21 protein-coding genes and 1 pseudogene are annotated in these 25,438 nt (G+C 69.0%); 14 read left to right on the top strand and 8 right to left on the bottom strand.

From position 1 onward, the window contains the following. Positions 1-358: 358 nt before the first annotated feature. The 6 genes from ACIA1L_RS03885 to ACIA1L_RS03860 all read left to right on the top strand — a co-directional run bounded on the left by ACIA1L_RS03885 (position 359) and on the right by ACIA1L_RS03860 (position 8,379). The gene (locus tag ACIA1L_RS03885; protein ID WP_396070954.1) at positions 359-1,033 is read left to right on the top strand and encodes a hypothetical protein; all 675 of its coding nucleotides are present in this window, start codon (positions 359-361) and stop codon (positions 1,031-1,033) included. Positions 1,034-1,984: 951 nt separating this feature from the next. Further along, positions 1,985-2,974 carry a hypothetical protein gene (locus ACIA1L_RS03880; protein WP_396070953.1) on the top strand — a complete coding sequence of 330 codons (990 nt, stop codon included), beginning with the start codon at positions 1,985-1,987 and terminating at the stop codon, positions 2,972-2,974. Positions 2,975-3,262: 288 nt separating this feature from the next. Next, positions 3,263-3,946, top strand: coding sequence for a tRNA (guanosine(46)-N7)-methyltransferase TrmB (gene trmB, locus ACIA1L_RS03875; RefSeq protein ID WP_396071004.1), 684 nt, complete (start codon positions 3,263-3,265; stop codon positions 3,944-3,946). A 305-nt stretch (positions 3,947-4,251) separates the two neighbouring features. Continuing rightward, positions 4,252-6,276 carry a GAF domain-containing protein gene (locus ACIA1L_RS03870; RefSeq protein ID WP_396070952.1) on the top strand — a complete coding sequence of 675 codons (2,025 nt, stop codon included), beginning with the start codon at positions 4,252-4,254 and terminating at the stop codon, positions 6,274-6,276. 58 nt (positions 6,277-6,334) lie between these two features. Next, positions 6,335-7,738, top strand: coding sequence for a selenium-binding family protein (locus ACIA1L_RS03865; protein ID WP_396070951.1), 1,404 nt, complete (start codon positions 6,335-6,337; stop codon positions 7,736-7,738). After that, positions 7,735-8,379, top strand: coding sequence for a hypothetical protein (locus ACIA1L_RS03860; protein WP_396070950.1), 645 nt, complete (start codon positions 7,735-7,737; stop codon positions 8,377-8,379). The genes ACIA1L_RS03865 and ACIA1L_RS03860 overlap by 4 nt, the downstream gene beginning before the upstream one ends. Before the next feature lie 4 nt (positions 8,380-8,383). On the opposite strand, the gene ACIA1L_RS03855 is transcribed toward ACIA1L_RS03860, so the two are convergent. After that, on the bottom strand, positions 8,384-8,815 hold the full coding sequence (locus ACIA1L_RS03855) for a DMT family transporter (RefSeq protein WP_396070949.1): 432 nt from the start codon (positions 8,813-8,815) through the stop codon (positions 8,384-8,386). A gap of 164 nt (positions 8,816-8,979) precedes the next feature. Between ACIA1L_RS03855 and ACIA1L_RS03850 the strand changes: the two genes are divergently transcribed. After that, positions 8,980-9,345 (top strand): DUF488 family protein, encoded by a 366-nt coding sequence (locus ACIA1L_RS03850; RefSeq protein WP_396070948.1) that lies wholly within the window; start codon positions 8,980-8,982, stop codon positions 9,343-9,345. A gap of 172 nt (positions 9,346-9,517) precedes the next feature. Here the strand turns inward: ACIA1L_RS03850 and ACIA1L_RS03845 are convergent, their stop codons facing one another. Next, entirely contained in the window at positions 9,518-11,635 is a 2,118-nt protein-coding gene (locus ACIA1L_RS03845; protein ID WP_396070947.1) for a DEAD/DEAH box helicase, read from the bottom strand. Between the two features lie 122 nt (positions 11,636-11,757). On the opposite strand from ACIA1L_RS03845, the gene ACIA1L_RS03840 reads away from it, so the two are divergent. Further along, positions 11,758-12,192 carry a phytanoyl-CoA dioxygenase family protein gene (locus ACIA1L_RS03840; RefSeq protein WP_396070946.1) on the top strand — a complete coding sequence of 145 codons (435 nt, stop codon included), beginning with the start codon at positions 11,758-11,760 and terminating at the stop codon, positions 12,190-12,192. Positions 12,193-12,220: 28 nt separating this feature from the next. On the opposite strand, the gene ACIA1L_RS03835 is transcribed toward ACIA1L_RS03840, so the two are convergent. Beyond that, positions 12,221-13,570 (bottom strand): MATE family efflux transporter, encoded by a 1,350-nt coding sequence (locus ACIA1L_RS03835; RefSeq protein ID WP_396070945.1) that lies wholly within the window; start codon positions 13,568-13,570, stop codon positions 12,221-12,223. A 53-nt stretch (positions 13,571-13,623) separates the two neighbouring features. Between ACIA1L_RS03835 and fabD the strand changes: the two genes are divergently transcribed. Further along, the gene (fabD, locus tag ACIA1L_RS03830) at positions 13,624-14,577 is read left to right on the top strand and encodes an ACP S-malonyltransferase (RefSeq protein ID WP_396070944.1); all 954 of its coding nucleotides are present in this window, start codon (positions 13,624-13,626) and stop codon (positions 14,575-14,577) included. Here fabD and ACIA1L_RS03825 read toward each other — a convergent pair. Both ACIA1L_RS03825 and ACIA1L_RS03820 read right to left on the bottom strand, forming a co-directional pair. Further along, positions 14,567-14,845 (bottom strand): annotated as a pseudogene (locus ACIA1L_RS03825) (transposase); the annotation flags it as partial. The gene fabD and the pseudogene ACIA1L_RS03825 sit on opposite strands and share 11 nt — an antisense overlap. A gap of 373 nt (positions 14,846-15,218) precedes the next feature. Beyond that, a complete protein-coding gene (locus ACIA1L_RS03820; protein ID WP_396070943.1) occupies positions 15,219-15,656 on the bottom strand; it encodes an ArsI/CadI family heavy metal resistance metalloenzyme in 438 nt (145 codons plus the stop codon). Positions 15,657-15,728: 72 nt separating this feature from the next. Between ACIA1L_RS03820 and ACIA1L_RS03815 the strand changes: the two genes are divergently transcribed. The 4 genes from ACIA1L_RS03815 (at position 15,729) to ACIA1L_RS03800 (ending at position 17,540) form a co-directional block, all read left to right on the top strand. Continuing rightward, positions 15,729-16,097: an ArsR/SmtB family transcription factor gene (locus ACIA1L_RS03815; protein ID WP_396070942.1), complete on the top strand. Its 369-nt coding sequence runs from the start codon at positions 15,729-15,731 to the stop codon at positions 16,095-16,097. Next, entirely contained in the window at positions 16,094-16,804 is a 711-nt protein-coding gene (locus ACIA1L_RS03810) for an aquaporin (protein WP_396070941.1), read from the top strand. The genes ACIA1L_RS03815 and ACIA1L_RS03810 overlap by 4 nt, the downstream gene beginning before the upstream one ends. A 20-nt stretch (positions 16,805-16,824) precedes the next feature. After that, positions 16,825-17,226, top strand: a complete 402-nt coding sequence (locus ACIA1L_RS03805; protein WP_396070940.1) for an arsenate reductase ArsC — start codon at positions 16,825-16,827, stop codon at positions 17,224-17,226. Positions 17,227-17,321: 95 nt separating this feature from the next. Next, positions 17,322-17,540: a hypothetical protein gene (locus ACIA1L_RS03800; protein WP_396070939.1), complete on the top strand. Its 219-nt coding sequence runs from the start codon at positions 17,322-17,324 to the stop codon at positions 17,538-17,540. Between the two features lie 110 nt (positions 17,541-17,650). On the opposite strand, the gene ggt is transcribed toward ACIA1L_RS03800, so the two are convergent. The 3 genes from ggt to ACIA1L_RS03785 form a co-directional block, all read right to left on the bottom strand. After that, positions 17,651-19,450: a gamma-glutamyltransferase gene (ggt, locus tag ACIA1L_RS03795; protein WP_396070938.1), complete on the bottom strand. Its 1,800-nt coding sequence runs from the start codon at positions 19,448-19,450 to the stop codon at positions 17,651-17,653. 85 nt (positions 19,451-19,535) lie between these two features. Further along, the gene (locus tag ACIA1L_RS03790; protein ID WP_396070937.1) at positions 19,536-21,020 is read right to left on the bottom strand and encodes an alpha/beta hydrolase; all 1,485 of its coding nucleotides are present in this window, start codon (positions 21,018-21,020) and stop codon (positions 19,536-19,538) included. Between the two features lie 86 nt (positions 21,021-21,106). After that, entirely contained in the window at positions 21,107-24,184 is a 3,078-nt protein-coding gene (locus tag ACIA1L_RS03785) for a M14 family zinc carboxypeptidase (protein WP_396070936.1), read from the bottom strand. A 120-nt stretch (positions 24,185-24,304) separates the two neighbouring features. Between ACIA1L_RS03785 and ACIA1L_RS03780 the strand changes: the two genes are divergently transcribed. Further along, positions 24,305-25,438, top strand: coding sequence for a PQQ-dependent sugar dehydrogenase (locus ACIA1L_RS03780; protein ID WP_396070935.1), 1,134 nt, complete (start codon positions 24,305-24,307; stop codon positions 25,436-25,438).

Genomic DNA, 25,438 nt, shown 5'->3' with positions numbered 1-25,438 from the left:
TCCTATTCGCCATGCTCCGCGACCGCAGCCCCTACCAAACACGACCGAGCGACCACGCTCTCGCCGCTTGACGAAACCCATAGGGACACCCCCCCCGGGCACGGATGCCATGTTCGGTGGGCCGAAGGTCCGTCTTGAGCAGCATCGCCATGTCGATCACCTGGAGACCGCATCTCAGCCGGCCTCGTTACAGGTGCCACTTCACCCGGACGGCGCCGGCCAGGTGCCACCTCACGGTGGGTGCCATCTCAGCGCGGGACCGGGACAGTCGCTCCGGGGCCCACACGGGTTGGGAATGTCGTACCCGTCTATTAGAATGTGTGTACTAAAAGGGTGCCTGAGCTGCGGGGAGATCACTATGACCACAACCTTGGTGACCACGCCTGTTTTGTCCAATTCGGTGCCGACGATCCCGCCCTACGCGACCATGCTCGGCTTCACGCGCTACGTGGCGCGGACGGGGCCGGCGAAGGCGACGTTCGTAGGCGGTCTACGCCGCCAGCGCGAGCGGCGCACCGGCTTCAACCCGCACGGCCAGCTCGTCAAGGCCCTGAAGGCGGACATCGCCTTCCGCACCGGCGGCAGTTACCTGACCGGCGTCGCCGCGCTGGTGAAGCCGCGCTGGAAGCCGCTCTACGAGGCGGTCAGCGCGGGAGCCCTGACCTACCTGCACTCCCTCGGCGACCCGGCCGGCCTCAGCCTCGCCCAGACCCGCGAGGCCATCGCCTCGGTCGGCCCGCTGGCAGTCAAGATCAACCCCCACTTCGGACTCCGGTACGCGGACAACCGCCGCGAAGCCGTCCGCCTGCACTTCGACGACCAGCCCCCGACCCCGGAGGTCATCACCGCGACCTTGCACCTGATGGCCCGGCACATGGACCAGATCCTGCCGGGCGCAGCACCGGTCCTGGTCGACCTGCGTCGTGCGGTGACCCACCGCATCGACCCAGCGGCAAAGTCCGGCGACGTGGAACGGTGGCTGGCGGGCGAGGCCGCGGCGTTCACCTCCATGTGGAGCGCTACGGCGGCTTGATGCTCTTGGTCGCTCCGGCCGCCGCGGCGCTGACCAACCTCAGCGGCGGCGCCGCCGGTCCGAGACCTGACCGGGTCCCGGACCGGCGGGACGGGCACCGTGCAGGCACCGTGCAGGCGCGGACCGGAGCTCAGCACGCCGTCCGTGCCGTACGACAGGTTGAGCACCCGGATCGGGTACCTGGCGTCGTCGTTGCGGTGTTCGACCACCCAGTCGATGGCGGCGATGACCTGGGTGGCGAGACAGGCACCGCGCAGGCACGGACTTCGACGGGCCTGCCGCTCGACGCCGGTCGGCGACAGCACGGACCGGGCGGTCATTGGAGATGACGGCGGCGCGGCAGGCGGCCGGGCGGCCAGATGGAATGGCGGCCGCGCCGCAGCGGGCAGCATGCTCGTGCCGGGCATCCGCCAGGCGAGCAGGGTGAGGACAATCAAGGCAGGAAACGTCACGGCAGGAAATCACGGCGGAACGCCAGACCGCTGGGCGCCAGGGCGGAGGGCGCCAGGGGCGGAGGGCGCCAGGGCGCCAGGGCGGGGAGCAGGCTGACGACGTCCGCCGCGGTCAACGGGCCGGGGTGGTGCGGGTCGTCTGCTGGCGGGAGGCGGCGTTCGGGGCAGTTGAGTGCTTTTCGTCCGGGGCGTCGCCTCGGATGGGCGGCGCCTGCCGCAAACAGGGCGCGCCGGGCCGGGGTGGTTCGCCGGGATGCGCCTTGCCGGGGGTCCAGGTCGCTGGACCGGCCGGGCTGTGGGCGGGAGTTCGCAGGGCCGGCATCGTCAGCTCAGCAGGCCGGGACGCCGAGCGGGAGGGCGGAGTGAGACTCGCGGAGCGGGGCGGATCGTCCGAACGGTTGTGATTTGTTTTGGTTTCGGAGTGGGAACTTCTTAGGTGCAGCGCGGTTGCGACGATGTCTTCCGGTGTAAGCGGGGGCAACGTCGGGGGGCGTAGGGCATGTCGGTCATCGGGCGGGTTACGGGAAGTCTTCTCACGGCGGCGGCAGGGGTGGCCGGGGCGGCGATCGTCGCGCCGGCGCCGGCTTCGGCCGCTTCGGTGCCGACCACGGCGACGCTGGTGGCGTATGTGCGGGGTGGTGATGTCTACGCGAGCAAGGGGGTCGCGGAGACTCGGTTGACGACCGGTGGGGGCTGGTCGCGGCCGCAGTGGGCGCCGGACGGGAAGTCGATCGCGCTGCTCAAGGCTGGTCAGTTGTGGACCATGAAGGCGGACGGGAGCGCGAAGCGGCGGGTGTCGACGCGGGTGGCGGCGGGTGCGTCGTGGTCGCCGGACGGGAAGTTCCTGGCGTTCGCGTCGCTGTCCTGCTCGGGCGGGCCGGGGGTCTACAAGATCTCCGCGACGGCCACCAACGCGGTGCCGGAGATCCTCTTCCCGAGCTACTGCCGGGGTGAGGACCTGCCGACGGAAGCGGAAGCCGCCGCGGCTCGTACGGCTCCCACCGGATCGCTCAGTGACCGGCTGAAGGGTGACGACGCCGTGGCGTGGTCACCGGACGGAGCCAAGATCGCTTTCCGGGGCGGGGACTGCGAATCGATCTACGACGCCTGCCTGACCGTGGGCACCATCGCCACCGGCGGGGAGAAGACCGTCGCCGCGTACGGCGGGGGCAGCCAGCAGAACTCCGGCTTCGCGGTGGTGCCGGCCTGGCGGCGCGACGGGGCCAAGCTGGCCTGGACCGCGTACCAGAAGGGTGAGACTGCGGCCACCGACCAGCCGGTGCACGTGGTCGAGTACGACATGGCGACCGGGGCGAAGCGCAATGTCGGTGCCAGCCAGGACCGGGAGTTGGCATACATCGACTCGGCCCGGGCCGCGGCGACCGGCACCTACAAGAACGGTTCCTGGGTGATGGTGATCGGCCTGGCCAACGGCTCCCGCGCCGCCTTCCACCAGGGCTCCCAGCCGAGCGTGCAGCCCAAGCGCTGACAAACGTCCAAGCGCCGGCAAAGGCCCGCTGCCAAAGCCCCAAGCCCAGACGAACGACCGGGCGCCGACAAGAATGAAGGCCCGAGCGCCGATGTACGAAGCTCCAGCGCTGACGCCGAGCGATAACTGAAGATCAGGAGAAACCCGCCGGTCCGGAGCTCGGGCCGGCGGTTGCGTACTCTGGGCCGCCTGATGAGCGACACGACGGGCCGCCCGATGAGCGACACGACCGAGCCGGCGATGAGCGACACGACCCAGCCGGCGATGAGCGACACGACCCAGCCGGCGATGAGCGACACGACCCAGCGGGCGATCCGTACCTTCCATCCCCGCCGGGGCCGGATGGGCAACCGGCATGCCGATGCTTTTGCCGAGCTGTGGCCCACGCTGGGCGTAACCATCGTCGACGGGGAGCGGGCGCCGCTGGATCTCGACGAGTTGTTCGGGCGGGCCGCTCCGCGCGTACTCGAGATCGGGTTCGGGATGGGTGAGACGACCGCGGCGATGGCGGCGGCCAATCCCGGCCGGGACTATCTGGCGATCGAGGTGCACACCCCCGGCATCGGCAATCTGCTTGCTCTGGTCCGGGATCAATCCCTTTCTAACGTACGGGTGGCGCACGGCGACGCGATGGAGTTGGTGCGGCGGCTGGCACCGGGGAGCTTGGCGGCCGTACATGTGTATTTTCCGGATCCGTGGCCGAAGGCGCGGCACCACAAGCGGCGGCTGATCCAGCCTGCGCATGTGGCCCTGCTGCGGGAGCGGTTGCGGGTGGGCGGGACGCTGCATTGCGCGACCGACTGGGCTGAGTATGCCGCGGCGATGGCGGAGACGCTCGACGGCGACCTTGGGCTGATGAACGCCCACGCGGGGTACGCGCCTCGACCTGACCACCGGCCGTTGACGAAGTTCGAGCAGCGGGGAGTGCGGGCGGGGCGGGAGATTTTCGACCTGGTGTACCGGCGACGCTGATCCGGTTCGCCGTTTTTACGGCTTTGGCCCCCGTACTCTGGGTAACGGAGGTCGGAAGCATGCCACGAAGCGAGCTGGGCCTCGACCGTCGAGCGAGCCGGACCAGCCCGGGGCGCACGGACAGCCCGGACGGTCGCGCGCCCAGCAGCACGGAAAGCGAGCCCCGGCAGGCCTCCGAGGCCACCGGCAGCCGCGCGCAGAAACGGGCAGACACCCCACACGCCGTTCATGGCGCAGAGCCGACACGTTCTTCGCATTACGGGCCGGCGGCAGCCGGGGATGATGCGGAACGTCGACGGGATGCGATGGTCAGCGGGGCCGCCGATCAGGTTGCCGCGCTCGTCGCCCGGGCGGTGCAGGCTCGCTGCGGGGTCGTGTACTTCGTCGACGGGGACCGGCTGATGCTCGCCGGTGAGTACGGGCTGCCGCTCCCCCGGGCCGACCACACCGACGTTGCCATCGACGACACGTTGGGCGGGGTGGTGCTGCGGTCCGGCGCGGAGCTGGTGATCGACAATCTCGGCGATGACGAACGGGTGCCGCCGAACTCGCCGGTGCGCAAGCTGGGCTTGAAGGGCGCCTATCTGGGCCGGCCGATCCACGACGAGTTCGGCGTCATCATCGGGGCGTGCTGCGTGTTCGATGCCGAGCCGCGGCAGTGGAGTGCCGAGGACCGGGCTGCGATCGCCGAAGCCGCGCAGGTCGGGACATTGCTGATCACCGAGCGGCTGGCCCGGTACGAGATCGACCGGCAGCGGCGGTTCCTGGACGCGGTGCTGGACAGCCTGCACGACGGGGTGACCGCGTGCGACGCGGACGGCCGGATCATGCTGGTCAACGCGCGGATGCAGGAGCTGTGGGGATCGGCGCGGATGCCCGGTGACCTCGACGGCGACGCCGTGCACGCCGAACTCACCGACGCTGACGGCAACCCGGTCGCCCCCGGTGACGTGTCGCTGTACCGGGCGCTGCGCGGCGAGCGGCTCCGCGGCCACGAGTTGACTTTCTCGGGGCTGGGCCGCCGGACCCGGCACTACGTGGTCGACGCCCAGCCGATCATCGGGCCGGACGGGCATACGCTCGGCGCCGTCCAGGCCGTGCAGGACGTCACCCGCCGCAAACGGGGTGAGCGGTTCCGCACCTGCGAGCTGAACGTGATCACCGCGCTGGCCGATGCGCCGAGCGTGGCCGCTGCGGGCGAGCAGGTGATGGAGGCGATCGTCCGGACGCTGGGCTGGACCCATGCTGAGTTGTGGCTGGTGGACGACGCCGCCGGGGTGGTGCGGTCGGTGGCGCACTGGCATGTGCCGGGCTGGGCCGGTGCGATCGATGTTCCGGCGGAGCTCCCGCACGGCACCGGACTCCCCGGGCGAGCCTGGCAGGCGGGTAAGCCGCTGTGGATCCGCGATGTGGCCCGGCCACAGAGCTTGATCTCCACCGAGACGGCCACCGACTCGCAGTTGCATGCTGCGCTGGCAATCCCCGTACGCAATGGGCGGGAGTCTCTGGGGGTTTTGACGGTCTTCGCCGACACCCCGGAGGAGCCGGACGATGAGCTGGTGGCGCTGCTGTCCGGGATTGCTGCGCACATCGGGCAGTTCGTGGAGCGGCGCATGGTGGAGGATCTGCAGCGGCAGCTCACCCGCACCAAGAACGAGTATCTGGCGTTGGTCGGGCACGAGTTGCGGACGCCGCTGACGTCGATCGCCGCGTACACCGAGCTGTTGCGGGAGGCGGACTCCGCGATGCTCGTGCAGGAGGGGCCGCGGATGCTGGAGGTGATCGAGCGCAACACCACGCAGCTGCGGCACATCATCGGCGATCTGTTGGAGTTGTCCGCGTTGGATGCCGGGCATGCGGACGTGCACTTCGCGCCGGTCGATCTGGCGGAGGTGGTGCGCGAGTCGGTCACGCGTACCCGGAAGGCGATCGAGGGTGAACCGCTCACCGTCGACGAGAGCGTGCCGGAACAGCTGGTCCTGCCCGGCGATCGGCGCAGGTTGGGGCAGGTCGTGGACAATCTGCTCGGCAACGCGGTCCGGTTCAGCCCGGACGGCGGCCGGATCACCGTACGGCTGCAGGCCGCCGGTCGGGCCGCCGAGCTGGCCGTCTCGGACACCGGGGTGGACGTCCCGACGGTCGAGCGGGAGAAGATGCTCACCGGCGCCTACCGGACCAGCCGGACCCGCGACCAGGCGCTCCCCGGCTCGGGGCTGGGCCTGACGCTGAGCCGCGCCGTCGTGCAGCGTCACTACGGCAGTATCCACCTGACCGAGCACGACGGTCCGGGCACGACGGTCCTGGTGCGGCTGCCGCTCGACGAACGTTGACCACCTGTTGACAGATGTGACTCTGGTCACCAGCTCCTGACGGGGCGAGGATGGCCGTATGACCAGGTGGACACCCGATCCGACCTTCTACGCCTCGCCGCGGGACGCGCAAGCCGCGCCCGCCGAGCGCCTCGCCTACGTCGCGGCCTTCGACCGCTCCGCCACCAAGCCCGACGCCATCGCCGTGCTGGATACCGAACCCTCCTCCGACACGTACGGAAAGGTGGTCGGCTGGACCGATCTTCCGCACGTCGGCGACGAGCTGCACCACTTCGGCTGGAACGCGTGCAGCAGCGCCCTCTGCCCCACCGCCCCGCACCCACACGTCGAGCGCCGCTACCTGATCGTGCCGGGGCTGCGGTCGTCGCGGCTCTACGTGTTCGACACCAAGGACGACCCGCGCAACCCGGTGCTGGTCAAGGAGATCCCCGCCGAGGAGTTGGCCGACAAAGCGGGCTACTCGCGGCCGCACACGATCCACTGCGGACCGGACGGCATCTACGTCTCCGCGCTGGGCGGCAGCTCGACCGAAGGCCCCGGCGGCATCGCGGTCCTCGACCACACCACCTTCGAGGTGCGCGGTCCGTGGGAACGTGACCGCGGCGATCAATTCTTTGCGTACGATTTCTGGTGGCACCTCACCCGCGACGTGCTGGTGTCCTCCGAATGGGGAACCCCGTCGATGATCGAGGACGGCATCAACCCCGACCTGCTCGTCAACCGCAAGTACGGCCACCGCATCCACTTCTGGGACCTGGCCAAACGCAGCCTCGTCCAGACCGTCGACCTCGGCGACCAGTACCAGATGCCCCTCGAACTGCGCCCCGCCCACGACCCCCGCAAGGAGTACGGCTTCGTCGGCGTCGTCACTTCTGTCGAAGACCTTTCCGCCTCCGTCTGGGTGTGGCACCGCGACGGTGGCGACTTCAAGGTCACCAAGGTCCTCGACATCCCCGCTGAACCCGCGGACGTGGCCGACCTGCCGCCGGCACTGCAACCGTTCGGCGCGGTGCCCCCGCTGATCACCGACATCGACCTGTCCGTCGACGACCGCTTCCTCTATGTCTCCGCGTGGGGCACCGGGGAGCTGAAGCAATTCGATGTCTCCGACCCCTTCCACCCCGTCGAAACCGGCTCGATCCGGCTCGGCGGCATCGTCGGCCGAGTGCCCCACCCCGCCTCCCCCACCGAACGTCTGGCGGGCGGACCACAGATGGTGGAGATCTCCCGCGACGGCAAGCGCGTCTACGTCACCAATTCCCTGTACGGATCGTGGGACGACCAGTTCTATCCGGACGGCGTCGGCGCCTGGATGGCGAAGATCGACGTGGACACGGTCAACGGCGGCATGACGCTGGACGAGCGGTTCTTCCCGCACGGCGACGAGTTCCGCGGGCTGCGCGTGCACCAGACCCGGCTCCAGGGCGGCGACGCCTCGTCCGACTCGTACTGCTTCCCGTGACCGTTACCCAACTAGCCACCCTGGCCGCCCTCGGCGCCTTCCACGGCCTCAACCCCGCGATGGGCTGGCTCTTCGCGGTCGCGCGCGGCATGCAGGAAGGCAGCCGTACGGTGCTGCTCACCTCCCTGCCCCCCATCGCCGCCGGGCACCTCGCCTCGGTGGCGATCGTGGCAGCGGTGGTCTCGGCCACCGAATCAGTCGTCACCGGCAAGGTGGTGGCGATCGTCGGCGGGGTGGTGCTGGTCGGCTTCGGCCTGTGGCGGCTGCTCTCGGCCCGGCACTTCCGATGGGCGGGCATGCGGCTGTCCGCAGGGCAGCTCGCCGGCTGGTCGTTCCTGATGTCGTCCGCGCACGGGGCTGGACTGATGCTCCTGCCAGTCCTCGCCACGACGCCCGTGCTGACTGCCGGACACGGTTCGCACGCTGCCGCATTGGCAGCCGCGCCTGCCGGGGCACTGACCGGGTTGCTGGCTGCCGGGATGCACACGGTCGCAATGTTCGCGGTGCTGGGAGTCTGCGCGGTCGTGGTGTACGAGTTCGCGGGGCTGAAAGTGCTGCGGACGGCCTGGTTCAACGTGGACAAGCTGTGGGCCGCGGTAATGGTGGCGGCGGGGGCGTTGACGATCGCCTTGACGGCGTAGCGGGCTAGTGCGCGCCGCCGCCACCGAGGTTGACCAGGACCACGCCGAGAACGATGACCGCGATGCCCGCGTACGCAAGGGGGGTGATCTTGTCACTGAAGGCATAGATCCCGACGATCGTGATCAGCGCGGTTCCCGCCCCCGACCAGATCGCATACGCGGGACCCATGCTCAGGCCCTGCTTGAGCGCCAGCGACAGACACAGGAACGACACCCCGTAGCTGCCGGCGACGATCACACTCGGCCACAGCTTCGAGAAACCCTCGGACGCCCGCAGCGCACTGGTGCCGATGACCTCGAAGATGATCGCCGTTGCCAGCAGGATTAGCCCGTACACAGGTGGACCGCCCATCGTCTCGGCGGGGAACGCGTTCGGCTGCACCACCCGCAATAGCTCGTCGCCGGACAGCGACCCGTCCGAGCATGAGTGATCCACGCAAGCGGTAGATAAGGCGGGCCTACCTCACCGCCGACAGCGACGACCCGCCGGTCACCCCCGGGCCTGGGTATGCAGCATCCTGAGCTGCCCGCCGCCAACTAGTTCTTCGTCGACCTCGCTGCATACGCCCGCACCCAGCACTGCACCGACCTGCGGACCTGATGGTCACAGCGAACTTGCACCACCGTCCCCGACCCTCCCGGCCGACACGGCGAATACTCCGCAGCGAACGCCGGATCGGATTCTGGCTCCACTTCGACTCCCGGCACCCTGCGACCTCGCCGACCACATCCAGCAGTACCGCCGGAGCCGAGACAGCCCGTAAGAATGCGCGTGCCCTCAACGCGGAGTTGCTGCACCGACCGGCGTCGAGCAACGCCCTTAAAGCAGTTGCCGCCGCAGGCCAGCACGAGCGGGTCGCCGTGCCGTGCTACGAGGCGGACGAAGGTGGCTGCCACCGGCAAGTAGTGACCGAGGAAGCTCACCGACGCCTGGGCCGAGGCACTAAACATCTTGGCGGCCAATAGACATCCAGCCCGCTGAAGACGTGAACTCGCTTGGCTTGATGAGGCGGGGTGGGCAGACAGTCACGACGATGCCACCCACGACATGGTCCCACGCCACAGAGTACTCATCCTGGATGAGGCGATTCCTCTGACACCGCTACACCGGAAGATCGGCTTATGGTGCGCCTGAGACTCAGGCCGCCACGACGAATCGCGACGACTCGGCGAGGATCTGCTCGGCGCCGGTGAGGTTGGCAAGGCGGGCGGCGAGTGTTGCCATCGCGAGACGTTCCGGAAGGGCGGCACTGAACTTGAGCCCGTCGAGTGCCTTCCTGCTGACCTCGGGTAGACAGAGACGCGTTGACGCGTCGACGGTTAGTTCACGCCACGCTGCCGGGGTGAGGTCTTCGCGCAGGCGGATGTATCGGTCGTCGTATCGCTGGCTGGGATCGACGACCTCGCTCAAGGTCGCCGCGAGGGTTGCATTGGCGCGGAATCCAGCCCAGGTCCACCAGCGCAGGTCGTGGTTGTCGGCGCGCAGGATGACGGCGCCGCCTGGGTGGACCACCGACGAGTGCTTGTCACGCTGTGCGCCGATCTGGTCGATGGCCCGGCGGGTCATTCTCACGGGCGGGTCAGCGCCGAGGAGGACCTCCCGCTCGGCTCGGGTGAGTGCGAAACTGGTGCCGGCGATGCCGCCACCGGTGGTCCAGCGTGCTTTGCCGCCGCTGTCGGCCGGTTCGACGAAGCAGCGGCGGCGTTTCCAGTCGATGTAGGTGACCTGCCAGCTGCGGCCGCAGAGCAGGAGCCGACGTGGGCCGGGGTTCTCCTCGGTGAGCAGGCACGGGTCGATCTTGCCGAGTTCGTCGCGGCCGAGCAGGACGGTGAATTCCGGCGAGCCGAGAAAGACGGCGGTCATGTCCATGAAGTGCCGGCGACCGAACCGCTTTTCGGCTTCCGGGCCGATGAAGAACATGCCGCCGTCGTCGTCGAGGTAACCATGGCCGGCGAGGTGCCGGGCGATCGGTTCAGCGCTGCGGTCGAACGGCGGCAACCCGTTCCACCACTGCGACCACAATCGGTCTCCGACGCGATGTTCCTGCAAGCACAGCGCCATCAACTGCTGGGCGACAATGTGCCGAGGTTCGGGAGTCGGCGTGACCGGTTCGACCCAGCCGCGGCCCCAGAGCAACAGCAGGGCTGCCGCCCGCACCAGCGCGTCTCCGGAGGTGGCGAGGAAGAGGCAGTTCCGTGTGGAGCCGGCACGCCGGCCGGTACGGCCGAGCCGTTGCAGGAAGCTGGCGACAGATCCCGGGGCGTCGATCTGGATGACCCGGTCGAGGTCCCCGACGTCGATGCCGAGTTCAAGGGTGCTGGTGGAGACGATCACGCAGTCGCGCGCCTCGGCGAACGCGGTTTCGGATCGTCGGCGTTCGTCGGCGGACAGGGAGGCGTGGGACAAGAAGGTCGTGATGCCGTGCCCGCGCAAAAGTTGGCCCAGTTCCTCGACGGTCTGCCGCGCCTCGCAGAAGACCAGACGCTTCTCCCCGGCATATAGCGCGGCGATGACCTTTGCCGCGTTGGGGAGGGATCCGACGTAGTCGAGTTCGACTTCACCAGGTGGTACTTGCGGAGCGTCGGCTGTTGCGATGACGGGCAAGTGAGGGGCGACGATGACGGCGGGCTTAGTGTCGCCAGCGGCACCTTGCAACCAGGCAAGGAGTTGGGCGGGGTTGCCGACGGTGGCGGACAAGCCGATGCGTTGCAGGGGACGGCCGATCAGATGGGCGAGTCTTTCGAGTACGGCCAGCAGATGCCAGCCACGGTCGTCGCCGGCGAACGCGTGCACCTCGTCGACGATCACCGCTTGCAGACCGGCGAAAAACGACCGGTGGTCGACGTTCACACTGACGAGCATCGACTCCAACGATTCCGGCGTGGTGAGCAGAATGTCGGGTCGGCTGGCGAGAATCGCCCGGCGTTTTCCAGCGGTGACGTCGCCATGCCAGAGCGCGACCCGGCGACCGATCCAGTCGGCATAGCGTGTTAGCCGGGGTTCGAGGTTGTTGAGCAGGGCCTTGAGCGGGCACAGGTAGAGCACCGAGGTACCGGTCCACTGCTCGGCGGTCATTCGGGTGAGGATCGGGAAGGTCGCCGCCTCGGTCTTTCCTCCGGCGGTCGGGGCGAGCAGCAGGGCGTCGTGCCCCGCGGTCAGTGGAGCGACGGCGTCGCGTTGCAGGGGCCGCAGATCGGGCCAGCCGAGCGTGTTGACGATGTGGTGTAGCAGCACGGGATCCAGCGCGACAGTCACCGGCAGTCCTACAGCTGCAGGCTGATGTCGTCAGCCGAGGCGGCGTTGCGTTCCACTTCGGTCAGCTCGTCGGCGCGTACGGTCAGCGCATAGTGCTCGCGCGGATTCCAGTCCCCGACGCCGTGAATATCGCCATCTCACTCGATGACGTGCACCACGACAACGGCCCCCTGCTGGTGGTGCCGGGCTCACACGTCCAGGGCATCGTCGACCTACCGGAGGCCGAGCAGCACCGCGGGAAGGACTGGCGCGAACACGTATCGACGACTCTCACGTACACCGTCGGCGACGAACAGGTGTCCAAGCTGGTTGCCGACGCCGGTAAGACCCCTATGGTCGGCCCGGCGGGAACGATCACCGCGTTTCACCCCAGCATTGTTCACTCGTCGTCGAACAACCTGTCCGACGATCGTCGCGCACTGCTGCTCATCACGTACAACAGGGTCGACAACGCACCCGTGCAGCCGAACCGGCCGGAATTCCTCGTGTCGCGGGACAGCACACCGGTCGTTCCGGCACCGGACGGCCGACTCGCCCTTGCCGTACACGGAAGGTGAGCGGGACACCGATTCGGTGGCGGATCCTTCACCGCGGATGATGCCGCAGCCCTTCGATGACCCTCAGGAAGGCCGCTCCCTGCCCGAGAAAGACCAGCAAGTTGACAACGGCCAGCGCTGCCCAGAGACCGATGACGCCCGCGGCGGCGGCCAGCGGAACCGCCACCAGAGCGAGCAGGCCGTACAGAGCGGCGAAGACCATGAAACTCGGCACGGTGCGTTTGAGACCGGTCAGACCGAAACCGACGACCGCCTGGAGGCCGTCACCGAGGATGGAGAGGGCGACGACAGGCAGCAGCCCCATCATGATCGAGATCACCGCGGGATCGTCGGTGAACGACGGCAGATAGACCGGGGACAGGACCCACAACAGGGCGCAGAGAACACTGAGGGCGATGCCGGAGACCAGAAGACCGGATCGCACGGCACTACGCACTCCAGCCGTATCGCCGGTCGCCGCCCGGCCGCTGATGAGTGGAATTCCTGCCTGGCCCACGGCGATCGCCACGATGAAGGTGAGCCCGCCAAGGGACGTCGCGATGCTGTGCGCGGCGGCGGCCGGGGCACTGATCCGGGCCGCCGCGAAGGCGAGGACTCCGAGCACGCCGAACTTGACGAGGACGGTACCCGCCATGGGAACCCCTACCTTGGCGAGCTCCACCACTCGACCGAGGTCCAGCCGTCCGGCGAAAGACCGCAAGGAGGTGGACAGACTTCTGCTCAGCCCGACGAGGCTGGACAAGCAGGTAATCGCATTGGCAGCCACCACCGCCAGGCCGGATCCGGTCAGGCCCATCGCCGGCACTGGGCCCAGACCGTTGACCAGCACCAGCGCGACACCGGCGGTCGCCGCGGCGGAGACGATGCCGACTCGCATCACGACCGCGTTCCGACCGAGACCCACCAGGCTGGACGACGCCATCGAACCGATCGACGCCAGCAGCACGGCGCCGGCCATCATCCACGGGTAGTATCCGAGCCGGTCAATAGTCACCGCGGGTACGCCGGCGAACCGGGCAAGGCGGCCGACACCGGCAACCGACGTGGCCCCCAGAAGACCCACCAGGATCGCCAACCAGGTGCCGTCACGAACCACCTGCATCACACGGGAAGGGTTACCGGCCGAGGCGGACACGAACGGCATCACTCCGCGAACAGCGCCCGAAACGGCGGCGTTGGCAGGGATGTAGACGGCACCGACGAGGGCGAAGGCCGCCAGATCGGCCGTCCCGAACCGCCCGAGCACCGCCGTGTTCACGAGCGCGCCGATCGACAGGGCGATCATCGACAGGTACAGCGGGGTGGCTACCGCGATGGTCCTGCGTGCGTCGCCCCGGATGGTTCCCCCGTGGTCTTGTGCCGCCGACTGCTCTTCCATTCGTTGCCCTTCCACAATTCCCGGCACCCCGCCGGTCTGACACGAGGAGTGACATGCTCGCGCACCGCGTCGCCGCCGTTTTTCCGGGGCAGGGTTCACAGATCGGGGCGATGGCCGCGGCCCTGACGCAGGACTCAGTTCACGCCCACTATCTCCACACGGCGGATGAGATCCTCGACATGCCGCTTAGCCGACTGTGCCTGGACGGAACGCCCAGCGAGCTACGCGACACCGCCATAGCTCAGCCCGCCATTCTGCTCACCAGCTTGATAGCGCTCGCCCAGCTGAGGGAGCGCGGACTGGAGCCGGCCATCGTGGCGGGGCACAGTCTGGGCGAGTACACGGCACTGGTCGCGGCCGGCGTACTGGAGTGGACCGCAGCATTGCGATTGGTGCGTCGCCGAGGGCAGCTGATGGCAAGAGTCGGCGACACCGTGGCAGGTGGTATGGCGGCGATCCTCGGCATCGACGGCGCGCGAGTGCAGGAACTGTGCATCAACTCGGCGAGTACAACCGGCCACACCATCGAGATCGCCAACTACAACTCCGAGCAACAGACCGTGGTCTCGGGTACCGAGGCCGGCCTCGCCGCGGCGACGGCCGCCGCGCGCGAGCTCGGTGCCGACGTGGTCCCGCTGAAGGTCTCGGCGCCCTTCCACTGCTCCCTGATGCGTGACATCGAACAAGAATTCGCTGCGGTGCTGGACGATGTGGTGTTCGGCACGCCGAAGGTTCCGGTTCTGTCGTCGGTCACCGCGCGTCCGCTGCTGGACGCGGAGGCTGCTGCGCGCGCCCTGCGAGGTCAGCTGTGTTCGCCGGTACGCTGGCTCGAGACCATCCATGAGTTGATGCTCCAGGAGGTCAGCGCTTTCGTCGAAGTCGGGCCCGGCCGGGTCCTCACCAACCTCGGCCGGACCATCGCACCGGACATCCCCTCGATGGCCGCCCCAACCGCCGGGCAACTGCACGACGCGGTCGCTCGGTTGACCGCCCAGTCGCCGCGTTGAGCTTGGCAAGCAGAATCTGGTGCATCTGGTCGAACACGCCAGCCTCGCTCCGCCGCTGCAGCCGGCGCCAGCAGGTCATCCCGGAGCCGAAACCGAGTTCTTGCGGCAGGTCTTCCCAGCCGATTCCGGTATGCAGCACGAACAAGATGCCCTGCAAACACAGGCGGTCCGGCACCGGCCGTGGCCCTGGAACCTTGTCCGGCCAGGGTGGCAGTAGCGGCTCGATCAACTCCCACAGGCCGTCGTCAACGATCCACGCCTTGCTCATGCCCGTCGAACGAGATTGATCTTCACTCGTGGCGCTGATCAGCATCGATTCAGCAGATCGTGTTAGGTGGTCAGCGCGATGCTCAGCGGATGATCACGTCGGATTAGGAAACTGTTGCTCATCATCTCTGAGCGTGAGTACTGCTTCGCTCTCGACACAGCATTGCGTGGAGTCGATGCACGAGCTGCAGTCGATCGGCTTGACGCTGCCCGCCAAGCCGTGATCGAAGTCGTCCGGGTGGTCTTCGCACCCAAACGCGGAATCCCAGCGGGACGCCTCGGGACCCTAGCCGCGGCAGGACTCCCGGGTCGCGGCTCGACGGTCCCAGGGTTTCATTGACGAGATGCGGCTTAGAGGCAACGGGCCAATTGCCCTACGCGCGCTCCTTGATCGAGTCGGCAGACGCAGCACAGCAGACACTGTCGACAGGCTTCCCCAGGTCGTTGGCGTCGCCCTTCACGACGTAGACCTCCCAGGGTTCATTGCCGGGGCCACGCACCCAGACCTTGTCCTGCAGGGCGTAGCAACACTCGGTGTCGTCTTCCGACAGGGTGACCAAACCGGACTCCTGGAGCCGACGGGTGGCCGCGGCGACCTCATCGGTGCTGAAGACTTCGACGCCGAGATGATCCAGGGCGGTGGGCTGGTCGGTGTCGCCTTCGATGAGGACCAGCTTGAGGGGCGGCTGGTCGATGGCGAAGTTGGCGTAGCCGGGGCGGCGCTTGGCCGGTTCGGCGTCGAACAGCTTCGAGTAGAACGCGACCGATCCTTCGAGGTCGGCGACGCGTAGGGCGAGCTGGACACGGGACATGACAACTCCTTGCCTAGATGACTCTCTAGACAGAAGCTTGCCCTCTACCTAGAGAGCTGTCAACATAAATGCGTGTCTAGGCAAGAGCTTCCCCTGACGACCGCCGACCAGTCGTGCTGTGCGCCGATGGTCGCTGAGGCACTGACCCCGGACGGCGCGGCCGAGCTGGCCCGCACGTTCAAGCTGCTCAGTGATCCCGTACGGCTGCGGGTGCTGTCGCTGATCGCCGCGCGCAAGGGTGGCGAGGTCTGCGTCTGTGAAATCACCGAGGCGTTCGAGCTGACCGGGCCGACGATCTCCTACCATCTGCGCCAGTTGCGAGAGGCTGGCCTGGTCGACTGCGAACGGCGCGGAACCTGGGTCTACTACTGGATCGTTGCGGCCCGGCTCGCCGCACTGTCGCAATTCCTGGACCCCGCTGACGTACGGGCGAAGGCATGAGCCTGGCCCGCCGGGCCTCGGCCGAGTTCACCGGCACCGCACTGCTCGTGACAGCCGTCGTCGGCTCGGGGATCGCCGCATCCCGGCTCTCCCCGCACGACCCGGGCCTGCAACTGCTGGAGAACGCGATCGCCACCGGCCTCGCGCTCGGTGCCCTCATCCTCATGTTCGGCCCGGTGTCGGGGGCGCACTTCAACCCGGTCGTGACCGCCGTCGAGTGGTGGTTCGTACGTCCGGCGCTGCGCGGGCCGGTCACGTACCTGATCGCGCAGACTGCCGGGGCGATCAGCGGCGCCGTCCTGGCCGACCTGATGTTCGGCGCGCCGGCGGTCTCGTGGTCGACGACCGTCCGCAGCGGCGGCAACCTGCGGCTGGCGGAAGTCGTTGCGACGTTTGGGCTGGTTCTGCTGGTCACTGCGCTGGACCGGTCGGGGCGGGCGAGTGCCGCTCCCGCCGCGGTCGGTGCGTACATCGGTGCCGCTTACTGGTTCACCTCGTCCACCAGTTTCGCCAATCCGGCCGTCACGGTCGGTCGGGCGTTCACCGACACCTTCGCGGGGATCGCACCCGCATCCGTTCCCGGCTTCGTCGCTGCACAGATTGCTGGCGGGATGATCGCGGTCGCCGCGATCGCGTGGTGGTATCCCGGCCGGCTGGAGGCCGACGACGTGAACCGGCTCGAACGCCGCAGCCCTGTCGTCAACTGAGTCAACCCGGAGCCATCGTCATGCCGCACACCCCTAGCGTTCTGTTCGTTTGTGTCCACAACGCCGGTCGCTCGCAGATGGCCGCCGGTTGGCTACGCCACCTTGCCGGAGATCGGGTCGACGTGCGCTCTGCCGGGTCGGCGCCCGGCGCCGCGATCAACCCGACCGCGGTGGATGCCATGCGCGAGGTCGGCATCGACATCACCGGGCAGCAGCCCAGGTTGCTCGACCCCGCGGCCGTCGAGTCCTCCGACGTCGTGATCACCATGGGCTGCGGCGATGCCTGCCCCTACTTCCCGAGTACGCGTTACGAGAACTGGGAACTCACCGACCCTGCCGGGCAACCGATCGAGGTGGTGCGCGCGGTCCGCGACGACGTCCGCGCCCGCGTGGAGAAGCTGCTCGCCGGTCTCCTGCCCTGAAGCAGCGGACGTCAGGGCTGTGCCGGAACAAGGAAGCCTGGTTCAAGCCATCGCGGGAGCAGATCGCGGTGGTGGGTGGCCGATACCATCGGCTCGTGACGGCATCTTTCTCGCTCTGCCTGCGGGGATACGACAAATCCCAGGTGGAGTCGGTGCTTCAGCTAGCGGACGAAGCGCTGGCCTCCGACGATGCAGCACGGAGGACGGCAATGCGCGAGATGCTGCAGAACGTGCGGTTCGAGATAGTTCTGCGCGGCTACTACCGGGAAGAAGTGGATCAGGCGGTGCAGGATCGCCTCCAGCGGCTGGCTTGATCTACGCGGAAGGGCGGCCCGGCAATCCGGGGCCGCCCTTCCGCGTCTCGGTCAGTAGCGGGTCCGGACGAGGCGTCTAGGTCAGTTGCAGGCCGGACGAGGCGTTCAGGTTAGTAGCGGGGCCGGACCACGGCTGCCGCGCCGCCGCCGCGGCGGGACGGTTCGGCGGAGGCGATCATGCCGCCGTGGCGGGTGAATTCGATCGCGGTGGCCGCGCCGAGCTCGGCGACGTCGGCGGAGAAGGTGTGGCCGAGGGCGGTGAGTCCCGGGCCGTACTTCTCACGGAAGGCGGGCTCGGCCTGGATGCCGGCGGTGTTCCGCTGGGAGGCGCGCGGCGCCGCCATCGCTTCGGGCAGGGTCATGCCGAGGTCGATGCGGTTGATCAGCACCTGCAGCACGGTGGTGATGATGGTCGCGCCGCCGGGGGTGCCGAGGGCGAGGAAGGGTTTGCCGTCCTTGAGGACGATGGTCGGCGACATCGAGCTGCGGGGGCGCTTGTTCGGGCCGGGCAGGTTGGGGTCGGGGGCGGTGCCCTGGGTGGGGGCGAAGTTGAAGTCGGTGAGCTCGTTGTTGAGCAGGAAGCCACGGCCGGGGACGACCATGGCGTTGCCGCCGGTCTGCTCGATGGTCAGGGTGTATTCGACGACGTTGCCCCAGCGGTCGGCGACCGTCAGGTTGGTGGTGCTCTGACCCTGCTCGACCGGGCCGCCCGCCTTGGCCGGGGTGCAGCCGGTGGCGGTGAGGTCGCCGGGCGGGACCGGCTTGGTGAGTGCCTTGGCCGGGTCGATGTGGCAGGCGCGCTGGGTCGCCCAGTCGTCGCTGATCAGCTTGTCGAGGACCGACTGCGAGGTGTACGCCCCCACGTAGCGGTTGCGGTCGGCGAAGGACAGCGCGCTGGCTTCGGCGTACCGATGCATGGCTTGGATCGGTGTTTCTTTCGAGAGGTCGGTCTTCTCGAGGATGTTGAGGGCTTCGCCGACAGCCGTGCCGCCGCTGGAGGGCAGGGACATGCCGTGGACGGTGAGGCCGCGGTAGTGCGAGGTGGTCGGGGCCGGGTGGCGGACCTGGTAGTTGGCGAGGTCGGCGAGCTGCAGGTCGCCGGGGCGGATCGGGTACGCCCAACCGGTGGGGTCGTCGGCGACGGGCGGGTGCTGGACGGTGTCGACGATGTCCGCGGCGATCGGGCCGCGGTAGAAAACGCCGGTGCCGCGCTTGGCGATCAGTCGGTAGGTGTCCGCGAGGTCGGGGTTGCGCAAGGTGGTGCCGACCGCGGGCGGGGCGCCGCCGGGGAGGTAGAGCTCGCGGGTGGAGTCGAACTGGCCGAAAGCGGCGGCGTTGTCGGCGACCTGCTGGCGGAAGGTGGGGTCGACCGCGAAGCCCTGGTCGGCGACGTCGGCGGCCGGGCGCAGCAGGCTGCCCAGCGACCTGGTCCCCCACTTGGCGGCGGCGGCTTCCCAGGTAGCGAGGGTGCCGGGGGTGCCGACCGAGAGGCCGCTGACCCGGGCCTCGGCGAAGTCGTACGGCTTACCGTCCGCCGGGTCGATGAAGATGTCCTCGGTCATGGTGGCCGGGCCGGACTCGCGGCCGTCGATCGTGCTGACCTTGCCGCTCTTCGCGTCGTAGTGGACGAAGAAGCCGCCGCCGCCGATGCCCGCGGAGAACGGCTCGGTGACGCCGAGGGTGGCGGCTGCGGCGATGGCGGCGTCGACCGCGTTGCCGCCGCGACGCAGCACGTTCAGGCCGACCGCGGTGGCCGTGGGGTCGACGGTGGACACCGCGCCGCCGAAGCCGGTGGCGGTGTGGGGTGCCGGGTCGTGGCCGCGGGTGTGGGCGGCTGCCCCGGCGGGAACGAACGGAACGCTGGTCAGAGCGAGTGTGGCGGTGGTGGCGAGCGCGAGACTGAACCGCATCGTGCCTCCGGCAGCAATGGTGAGAGTGGACGAACCCTCTCTGCCTACCGGCACCGGCGGGCGGGCACAACCCGGGACACGCCGATTACCAGACGCTACGGGGGCGCTTACCCACTCCGGCCGGTTTGGGCTCGACGCCGGGACAGGAGCTGTTCGCGGCGGGCGGCTTGACCGTCAGCAGGTAGCGGTCGACCAGGTTCGTCGCGCAGGGCGTACGGCCGTAGACGGTGTGCCCCCAGCCCTCGTACGTCACCAGCGTCGCTTTCGGGCCGAGCTGGCGGGCGACCGTCTGCGCCCACGCGTACGGGGTGGCCGGGTCGTGTCGGGCGTTGATGAGCAGCACCGGTCCGGTCTGGGCCGGGGGCAGCGGGCGCTGGGCGTTGTCGACGGACAGCTGCCAGCCCAGGCAGCCGCCCACCGAGAGCATGGCGAGCGGCGACACCGGCATCTGCGGGTTGGTGCGGGCCAGGGTGGCGAGCCGGCCGCGCAGGTCGGTCCAGCCGCGAACGCGCATCGACCAGTCGTCGCAGAAGACGGCGGGGAAGCTGTGCTCCGCCTCGGTGACGGGCTCGATCGCGCGGCGGCCGACCGGACCGGATGCTTCCTTGAGGTAGTGGGCGAGCGCGTGCCACTGCGGATCGTAGAAGGAGCCGAACGCCACGCCGAGCAGGTCGTAGACGCTCATCCGGTAGGACGGGTCGTACGGGTCGTGCAGGGTGCCTTTGCGGGCGCGGTCCATCAGTTTGGCCCAGACGGTGCGGACGTTGCTGCCGTGCAGGGCGCAGGCTTTGCTGCGGCCGCACCAGGCGACGAACTCGTTGAACGAGTCCTGCGCGGCCCTGGTTTCGGAGTCGAGGAAGCCGCCCAGGTCGTTGCTGTGGTCCATGACGCTGTCCAGGACCAGGGCGCGGACCCGGGCGGGATAGCGTTCGGCGTACTGGGCGCCCAGCAGCGTGCCGTACGAAGCGCCGTAGAAGCTGATCGTCCGCTCGCCGAGCGCGATCCGGAGGGCCTCCATGTCGCCGACGACGCTCAGGGTGTCGGCCTTGCCGAAGACGGCGCCGGAGCGGCGGGCACAGTCGGCGGCGAGCTTGCGGTTGTAGGCGACGGTCTGGTTGTAGCGGACGGCGCTGTCCACCATCGCCGGCGGTCCGGCAGCCAGCAGCGTCGTCGAGCATTTCACCGGGCTGCTGCGGGCCACGCCGCGCGGGTCGAAGCCGACGATGTCGAAGCGTTCGCGGACCTCGTCGCTGAAGAACCAGGGGCTGTCGAGGGCGAAGTCGACGCCGGAGCCGCCGGGGCCGCCGGGGTTGACCATCAGCGTGCCGATCCGGCGCTTCGGGTCGGTGGCGAGGCGGCGGGCGACGGCCACGGTCAGCGACGGGCCGTACGGGTCGGCGCGGTCGGCCGGCACCCGCAGGGTCGTGCACTGGGCGGTCTTGTCCTCGATGCAGGGTTTCCAGGTCAGCGCGCGGGCCCGGGCGTCGGCGTGCGCGGGGTTCGCCACGGTCAGCGCCGCGGTGAGGACAGCCAGGAACGCGGCCAGGATCGGCCGGGGGGTTGCACGCACCGCGATGTCTCTCCGCCCTACACGGCAGCGCGCCGCGCGCCTCCTGTCTAGAGGATGCGCGCGGCGCGAGCGACCGAAAGGGGAGATTAACCCCGGAAGGGCTGAACCTTGAGGTGTTTCATCGCCCGCTTGACCAGGTCGTCACGGTCGGCGGACGACAGGGTTTCCAGGCCGAAGCCGAGGAACACGCTGTCGGTGGTGGTCACCGCGGCGCCGGAGTCGAAGGCGAGCTGGCTGCGTGTCCAGTCCGCGCTGTTGACGCCGGAGCCGGGTGGCGGGCCGGCCACCGTCCAGCCGCCAAGGTCGGCCTCGAAGGACGTGCGGTCGGTGCTGCCCCCGGTCTCGACCCGGACGTCGTCCAGGAAGACGCCGAGACCCTGGGTGCTCCAGTCGGACATGTAGCTGATGGAGAGCTCCACCTTCTTGCCCGCGTACGCGGACAGGTCGGCGTCGAACTCCTTCCAGCCGCCGCTGGAACCGGTGGCGGCGTTCCAGGTGCCGGTGGTGCCGGTCGGCGCGCACTCGGGGGCCGGCCCCTGGTAGTGAGCGAGGAACGGGTGCAGACGGCTGGCGACGTTGGACTGGCAGCTTTCGCCGGTCGCGGTGGTGGTCAGCCCGCCGGTGTCCGGCAGCGTCGTCCAGGTGTCGGTGCCCACCTCGTGTGCCTCGACGAACATGAAGTCCCACTCGTTCTCGATGTCGAACGAGGTGCGGAACTTCAGCCGGGCGGCGGTCGCGGCGGTCAGGTCGACGGTCTTGGTGAGCCGCTTGTACGAGCTGTCCGACTGCCCACTCCACAGGTACCAGTCACCGTCGTACGGCTCGTACGGGGCGGCGCCGGGCAGCTTCCAGTCGAGCGGGGCGGCTGAGGACGCGAACTGCGGGAACTTCTTCGGGTCCAGGAAGCTGGACGTGGACAGGAACGCCGCGGTGTGACCGGTGCCGGGCGTGGCCGTGTAGCCCTGGAAGGCGCCCGTGGTGCCGGTGACCGGCAGGTTGACGTCGTCCGCGCCGGTGCCGCCGCCGTCGACGTAGGAGTACGCCCCCAGCCAGTACTGCTGGAAGTCGTTGAAGATCTGCAGGCAGGCCGGGTTGGCGGTGTCGGTGCACTCCCCCGGTCCGTCTGGCAGGTAGCGGTACGAGCCGTCGGTGCCTTGCGCGTAACCCGCGTTCTGGCCCGAGAACAGCAGCTTGCCGCCCTCGTTCAGGTAGTCACGGACGGCCAGTTCGGTCTCCAGCGCCGACCGGGCCACCGTGCCGGCCGGCTGCCCCGCCGCGCGCGGAATAACGTCGTCGCCGGTCTCCCAGACGACGGCCTTGTAGTGCGACAGCACACCGAGCGGATGCGGCGCGGCCCGACCGTTGGTGTCCATGTCGTAGACGTCGGCCGTGAAGCCGGCCTTCTGCAGCGCGGCGACGTGCTCGTCCGCGTATCGGGCGCTGGTGGCGCCGTCGGTGTTCGCGGGCGAGATGCCGGTGACGTCCTCGGCGGCGAGCACCAGCACCTGGCCGCCGATCTTGTCGGCGACGGTGTAGGTGAAGTCCGTGGACTTGACCGTGGCGCCACCCTTGCGGGCGGTGAACCACACCTTGACCTTGTCACCGGAGCGGGCGCGCGGCACGGTGCCCCGGCGCTCCGCGAAGTAGTCGTCGAGGGCGTCGCCGTAACGCTCGCCGCCCTTCCACTCGGCGGTGCTGGCGGTGCGTTCGCGGCCGCCGTTCACCGAGTAGTGCAGCGTCACGGCACGCAGGCCGCGGCGGGCCGTGACGGCGACCTGCTGGGAGGTGCCGTACGAGGTGCCGAATGCGTCGACGGCCAGGTCGGTGGTGCTGCGGCCGACGACCGACACCGGGTTGGCCGGGTCCTTGGCGGACTGGGCGACCGACAGCGCGAACGGCAGGTTCTTCAGGAACTCGTCCTGGATCAGCTTCTCGTCGTCCGGGAAGTTGAAACCGCTCTGGCAGTCTTCGGCCTTCCACTGGTCGTCCGGGTAGAGGTCGGAGATGGTCGCGCAGGTGCTCATCTCCGGGGTGAAGCCGATCGCGCCGCTGCGTACCTGGGCGTGATAGTCGGTGTCGCCGTTGGTGGTGTAGAGCTCGGCGGAGATGTCCGGGTCGTAACCGGGCACGGCCGGGTGGGCGTCGTCACCGACCATCGCGATGGCGATCTGGTCGTCGGGGCTGGGCGTGCTGACCTGCCAGCCGATGCCGTAGAGCAGCAGCTCGGCGGCCGAGTGGTAGTTGATCAGGAACTCCGGGCCGATCCGGTTGACCAGGCCGTCGAGCGCCTTGGTCTCGGGCTCGGAACCGGCGCTCGGGCCGCGGTAGGTCTCGCTGGCCGGGTCGGGCGACGAACCCTCGTTGTCGTAGCCCCACTTCTCGGCGAAGTTGCGGTTGAGGTCGACACCGTCGCCCGGGGTGATCTTGCCGTCGCCGTTGTTGTCGCGCAGGTTCTTGCGCCACAGCCGGTTGCCCTCGGTGAAGGTGAAGTCGTAGCCGTCCGGGTTGGCGACCGGCACGAACCACAGCTCGGTGGTGTCGAGCACCTTCTTGATCGTCGCGTCCTTGGTGTACTGGTCCAGGACGTGGTTCAGCAACCGTCGGTTCATCTCCGGCGTGATCCACTCGCGAGCGTGCTGGGCGCCCAGATAGAGCACGGCCGGGCGGCGTCCGTCGCGCTCGGTCCGCGCGTCGCGGGTCACCTTGACGGCCTGGATGGGTACGCCCTTGGTGGTCTTGCCGATCGTCACGAGCTTGGCGAGCCGCGGGTAGCGCGCGGCCGTGGCGGTCAGCTCGTCGCGCAGACCGCCCGGCCCGGAGTACGGCCGGAAGACGGTGGCCGCCTTCGCCCGGGCCTGCATCTTCGCAGTGAGTCGTTTGGCAGCGAGCGGTACGCCGGCGGCGACGAGCCGTTCGGCCTGCTCCTTGCCGAGGATGGTTTCGACGGCCACTTTGCCGTTGGCGGCGGCGGTGACTGCACTCTCGTCATGGTCTATGCCCACGGCGCGCAGCTGTTCGAGCTGCGTGCCGTCGAGCGTGCCGACGTACACCTGCAAGGGTTCGTCGGCGGGAGCCGCGGCGGCCGGCGTGGTCCCGGGCAGAGCCGCGGCGGTCGCGGTCACCAGGGAGAGCGCGCAGGCGGTCGCCCAGCGGGCTGATGTCATCTGTTGGCCTCCAGGTTGGGAAGGTCGTGAGTGGACCTTCTCCGCAGGCCAGGGCACTGTCAAGCATTGGCAAGGGTGAATTCTCAGTTTTCTCTCAGGCCGCACGGGCACCGTAAAGGGATGACTTCCGCCGCACGCTGGGGAATTGCCGTTGCAACGGCCAGTGTCGTCTTGCTTACAGCCTGCTCCGGAGACGAAGGTGAATCTCCCGGCGCGTCGCCCACCACAGGGCCGTCCGCGACGGCTCCCACCACCGCTGGAGGCACGTCGCCCGCGCCCTCCGCGAGCCGCGGCACGCCGGACCTGTCCCGGCCCGAGACGATGGCAACCGGCCTCGACACGCCGTGGGGACTCGCCTTCCTGCCGGGCGGCGATGCGCTGGTCGCCGAGCGCGACACCGCCCGAATCATGCGCATCCCGGCAGGCGGGGGCGAACCACGCGAGGTGTACAAAGTCCCCGGCGTCGCGGCCGGCGGCGAGGGCGGCCTGCTCGGCCTCGCGGTCGCGGAGGACTACGCCAAGACCAAGCTGGTGTACGCGTACTTCACCGCGGCCACCGACAACCGGATCGTCCGGTTCACGCTCGGCAGCTCCGCCGCCCCGACGGCGGTCTTCGACGGCATCGACAAGGCGGGCATCCACAACGGCGGCCGGATCGCGTTCGGCCCGGACAAGATGCTCTACGTCGGCACCGGGGACGCCAGCGACCGACCCACCTCGCAGAACCCGGACGATGCGAACGGCAAGATCCTGCGGTTGACCCCGGAGGGCAAGCCAGCACCGGGCAACCCGAAGGCGGGCTCGCCGGTCTGGAGCCTGGGCCACCGCAACGTGCAGGGGCTGGCCTGGACCGCAGACAAGACGATGTACGCCGCCGAGTTCGGTCAGAACCGCTTCGACGAGCTCAACAAGATCGAGCCCGGCCGTAACTACGGCTGGCCCGAGGTCGAGGGCACCGCGAACGACGACAGGTTCGTCAACCCGGTAGCGACCTGGACGACCGAGGAGGCGTCGCCATCGGGAGTGGCGATCGCCGGAAACACCGCGTACGTCGCGGGGCTGCGGGGGGAACGGCTGTGGACCGTACCGCTGGGCGGGGGCAAGCCGAAGGCCGAGCTGACCGAGAAGTACGGGCGGCTGCGCACGGTGGCGGTGGCACCGGACGGCGCGTTGTGGGTCACCACGTCGAACACCGATGGACGGGGCGACGTGCGCGACGGCGACGACCGGGTGTTGCGATTCCCCGCCCGCTGA

Source organism: Actinoplanes sp. NPDC051859, assembly GCF_044452725.1.
Lineage (GTDB): Bacteria > Actinomycetota > Actinomycetes > Mycobacteriales > Micromonosporaceae > Actinoplanes.
The sequence above is the reverse complement of the archived record's forward strand: the minus strand, read 5'-3'. Positions and strand labels throughout refer to the sequence as shown.

Bases quoted from the DNA above. Each gene is read 5' to 3' on its own strand.
- ACIA1L_RS03885 (WP_396070954.1), top strand. From the start codon at position 359: ATGACCACAACCTTGGTGACCACGCCTGTTTTGTCCAATTCGGTGCCG.
- ACIA1L_RS03880 (WP_396070953.1), top strand. From the start codon at position 1,985: ATGTCGGTCATCGGGCGGGTTACGGGAAGTCTTCTCACGGCGGCGGCA.
- trmB (WP_396071004.1), top strand. From the start codon at position 3,263: ATGAGCGACACGACCCAGCGGGCGATCCGTACCTTCCATCCCCGCCGG.
- ACIA1L_RS03870 (WP_396070952.1), top strand. From the start codon at position 4,252: ATGGTCAGCGGGGCCGCCGATCAGGTTGCCGCGCTCGTCGCCCGGGCG.
- ACIA1L_RS03865 (WP_396070951.1), top strand. From the start codon at position 6,335: ATGACCAGGTGGACACCCGATCCGACCTTCTACGCCTCGCCGCGGGAC.
- ACIA1L_RS03850 (WP_396070948.1), top strand. From the start codon at position 8,980: ATGGTCACAGCGAACTTGCACCACCGTCCCCGACCCTCCCGGCCGACA.
- ACIA1L_RS03835 (WP_396070945.1), bottom strand. From the start codon at position 13,570: ATGGAAGAGCAGTCGGCGGCACAAGACCACGGGGGAACCATCCGGGGC.
- fabD (WP_396070944.1), top strand. From the start codon at position 13,624: ATGCTCGCGCACCGCGTCGCCGCCGTTTTTCCGGGGCAGGGTTCACAG.
- ACIA1L_RS03820 (WP_396070943.1), bottom strand. From the start codon at position 15,656: ATGTCCCGTGTCCAGCTCGCCCTACGCGTCGCCGACCTCGAAGGATCG.
- ACIA1L_RS03810 (WP_396070941.1), top strand. From the start codon at position 16,094: ATGAGCCTGGCCCGCCGGGCCTCGGCCGAGTTCACCGGCACCGCACTG.
- ACIA1L_RS03805 (WP_396070940.1), top strand. From the start codon at position 16,825: ATGCCGCACACCCCTAGCGTTCTGTTCGTTTGTGTCCACAACGCCGGT.
- ggt (WP_396070938.1), bottom strand. From the start codon at position 19,450: ATGCGGTTCAGTCTCGCGCTCGCCACCACCGCCACACTCGCTCTGACC.
- ACIA1L_RS03785 (WP_396070936.1), bottom strand. From the start codon at position 24,184: ATGACATCAGCCCGCTGGGCGACCGCCTGCGCGCTCTCCCTGGTGACC.
- ACIA1L_RS03780 (WP_396070935.1), top strand. From the start codon at position 24,305: ATGACTTCCGCCGCACGCTGGGGAATTGCCGTTGCAACGGCCAGTGTC.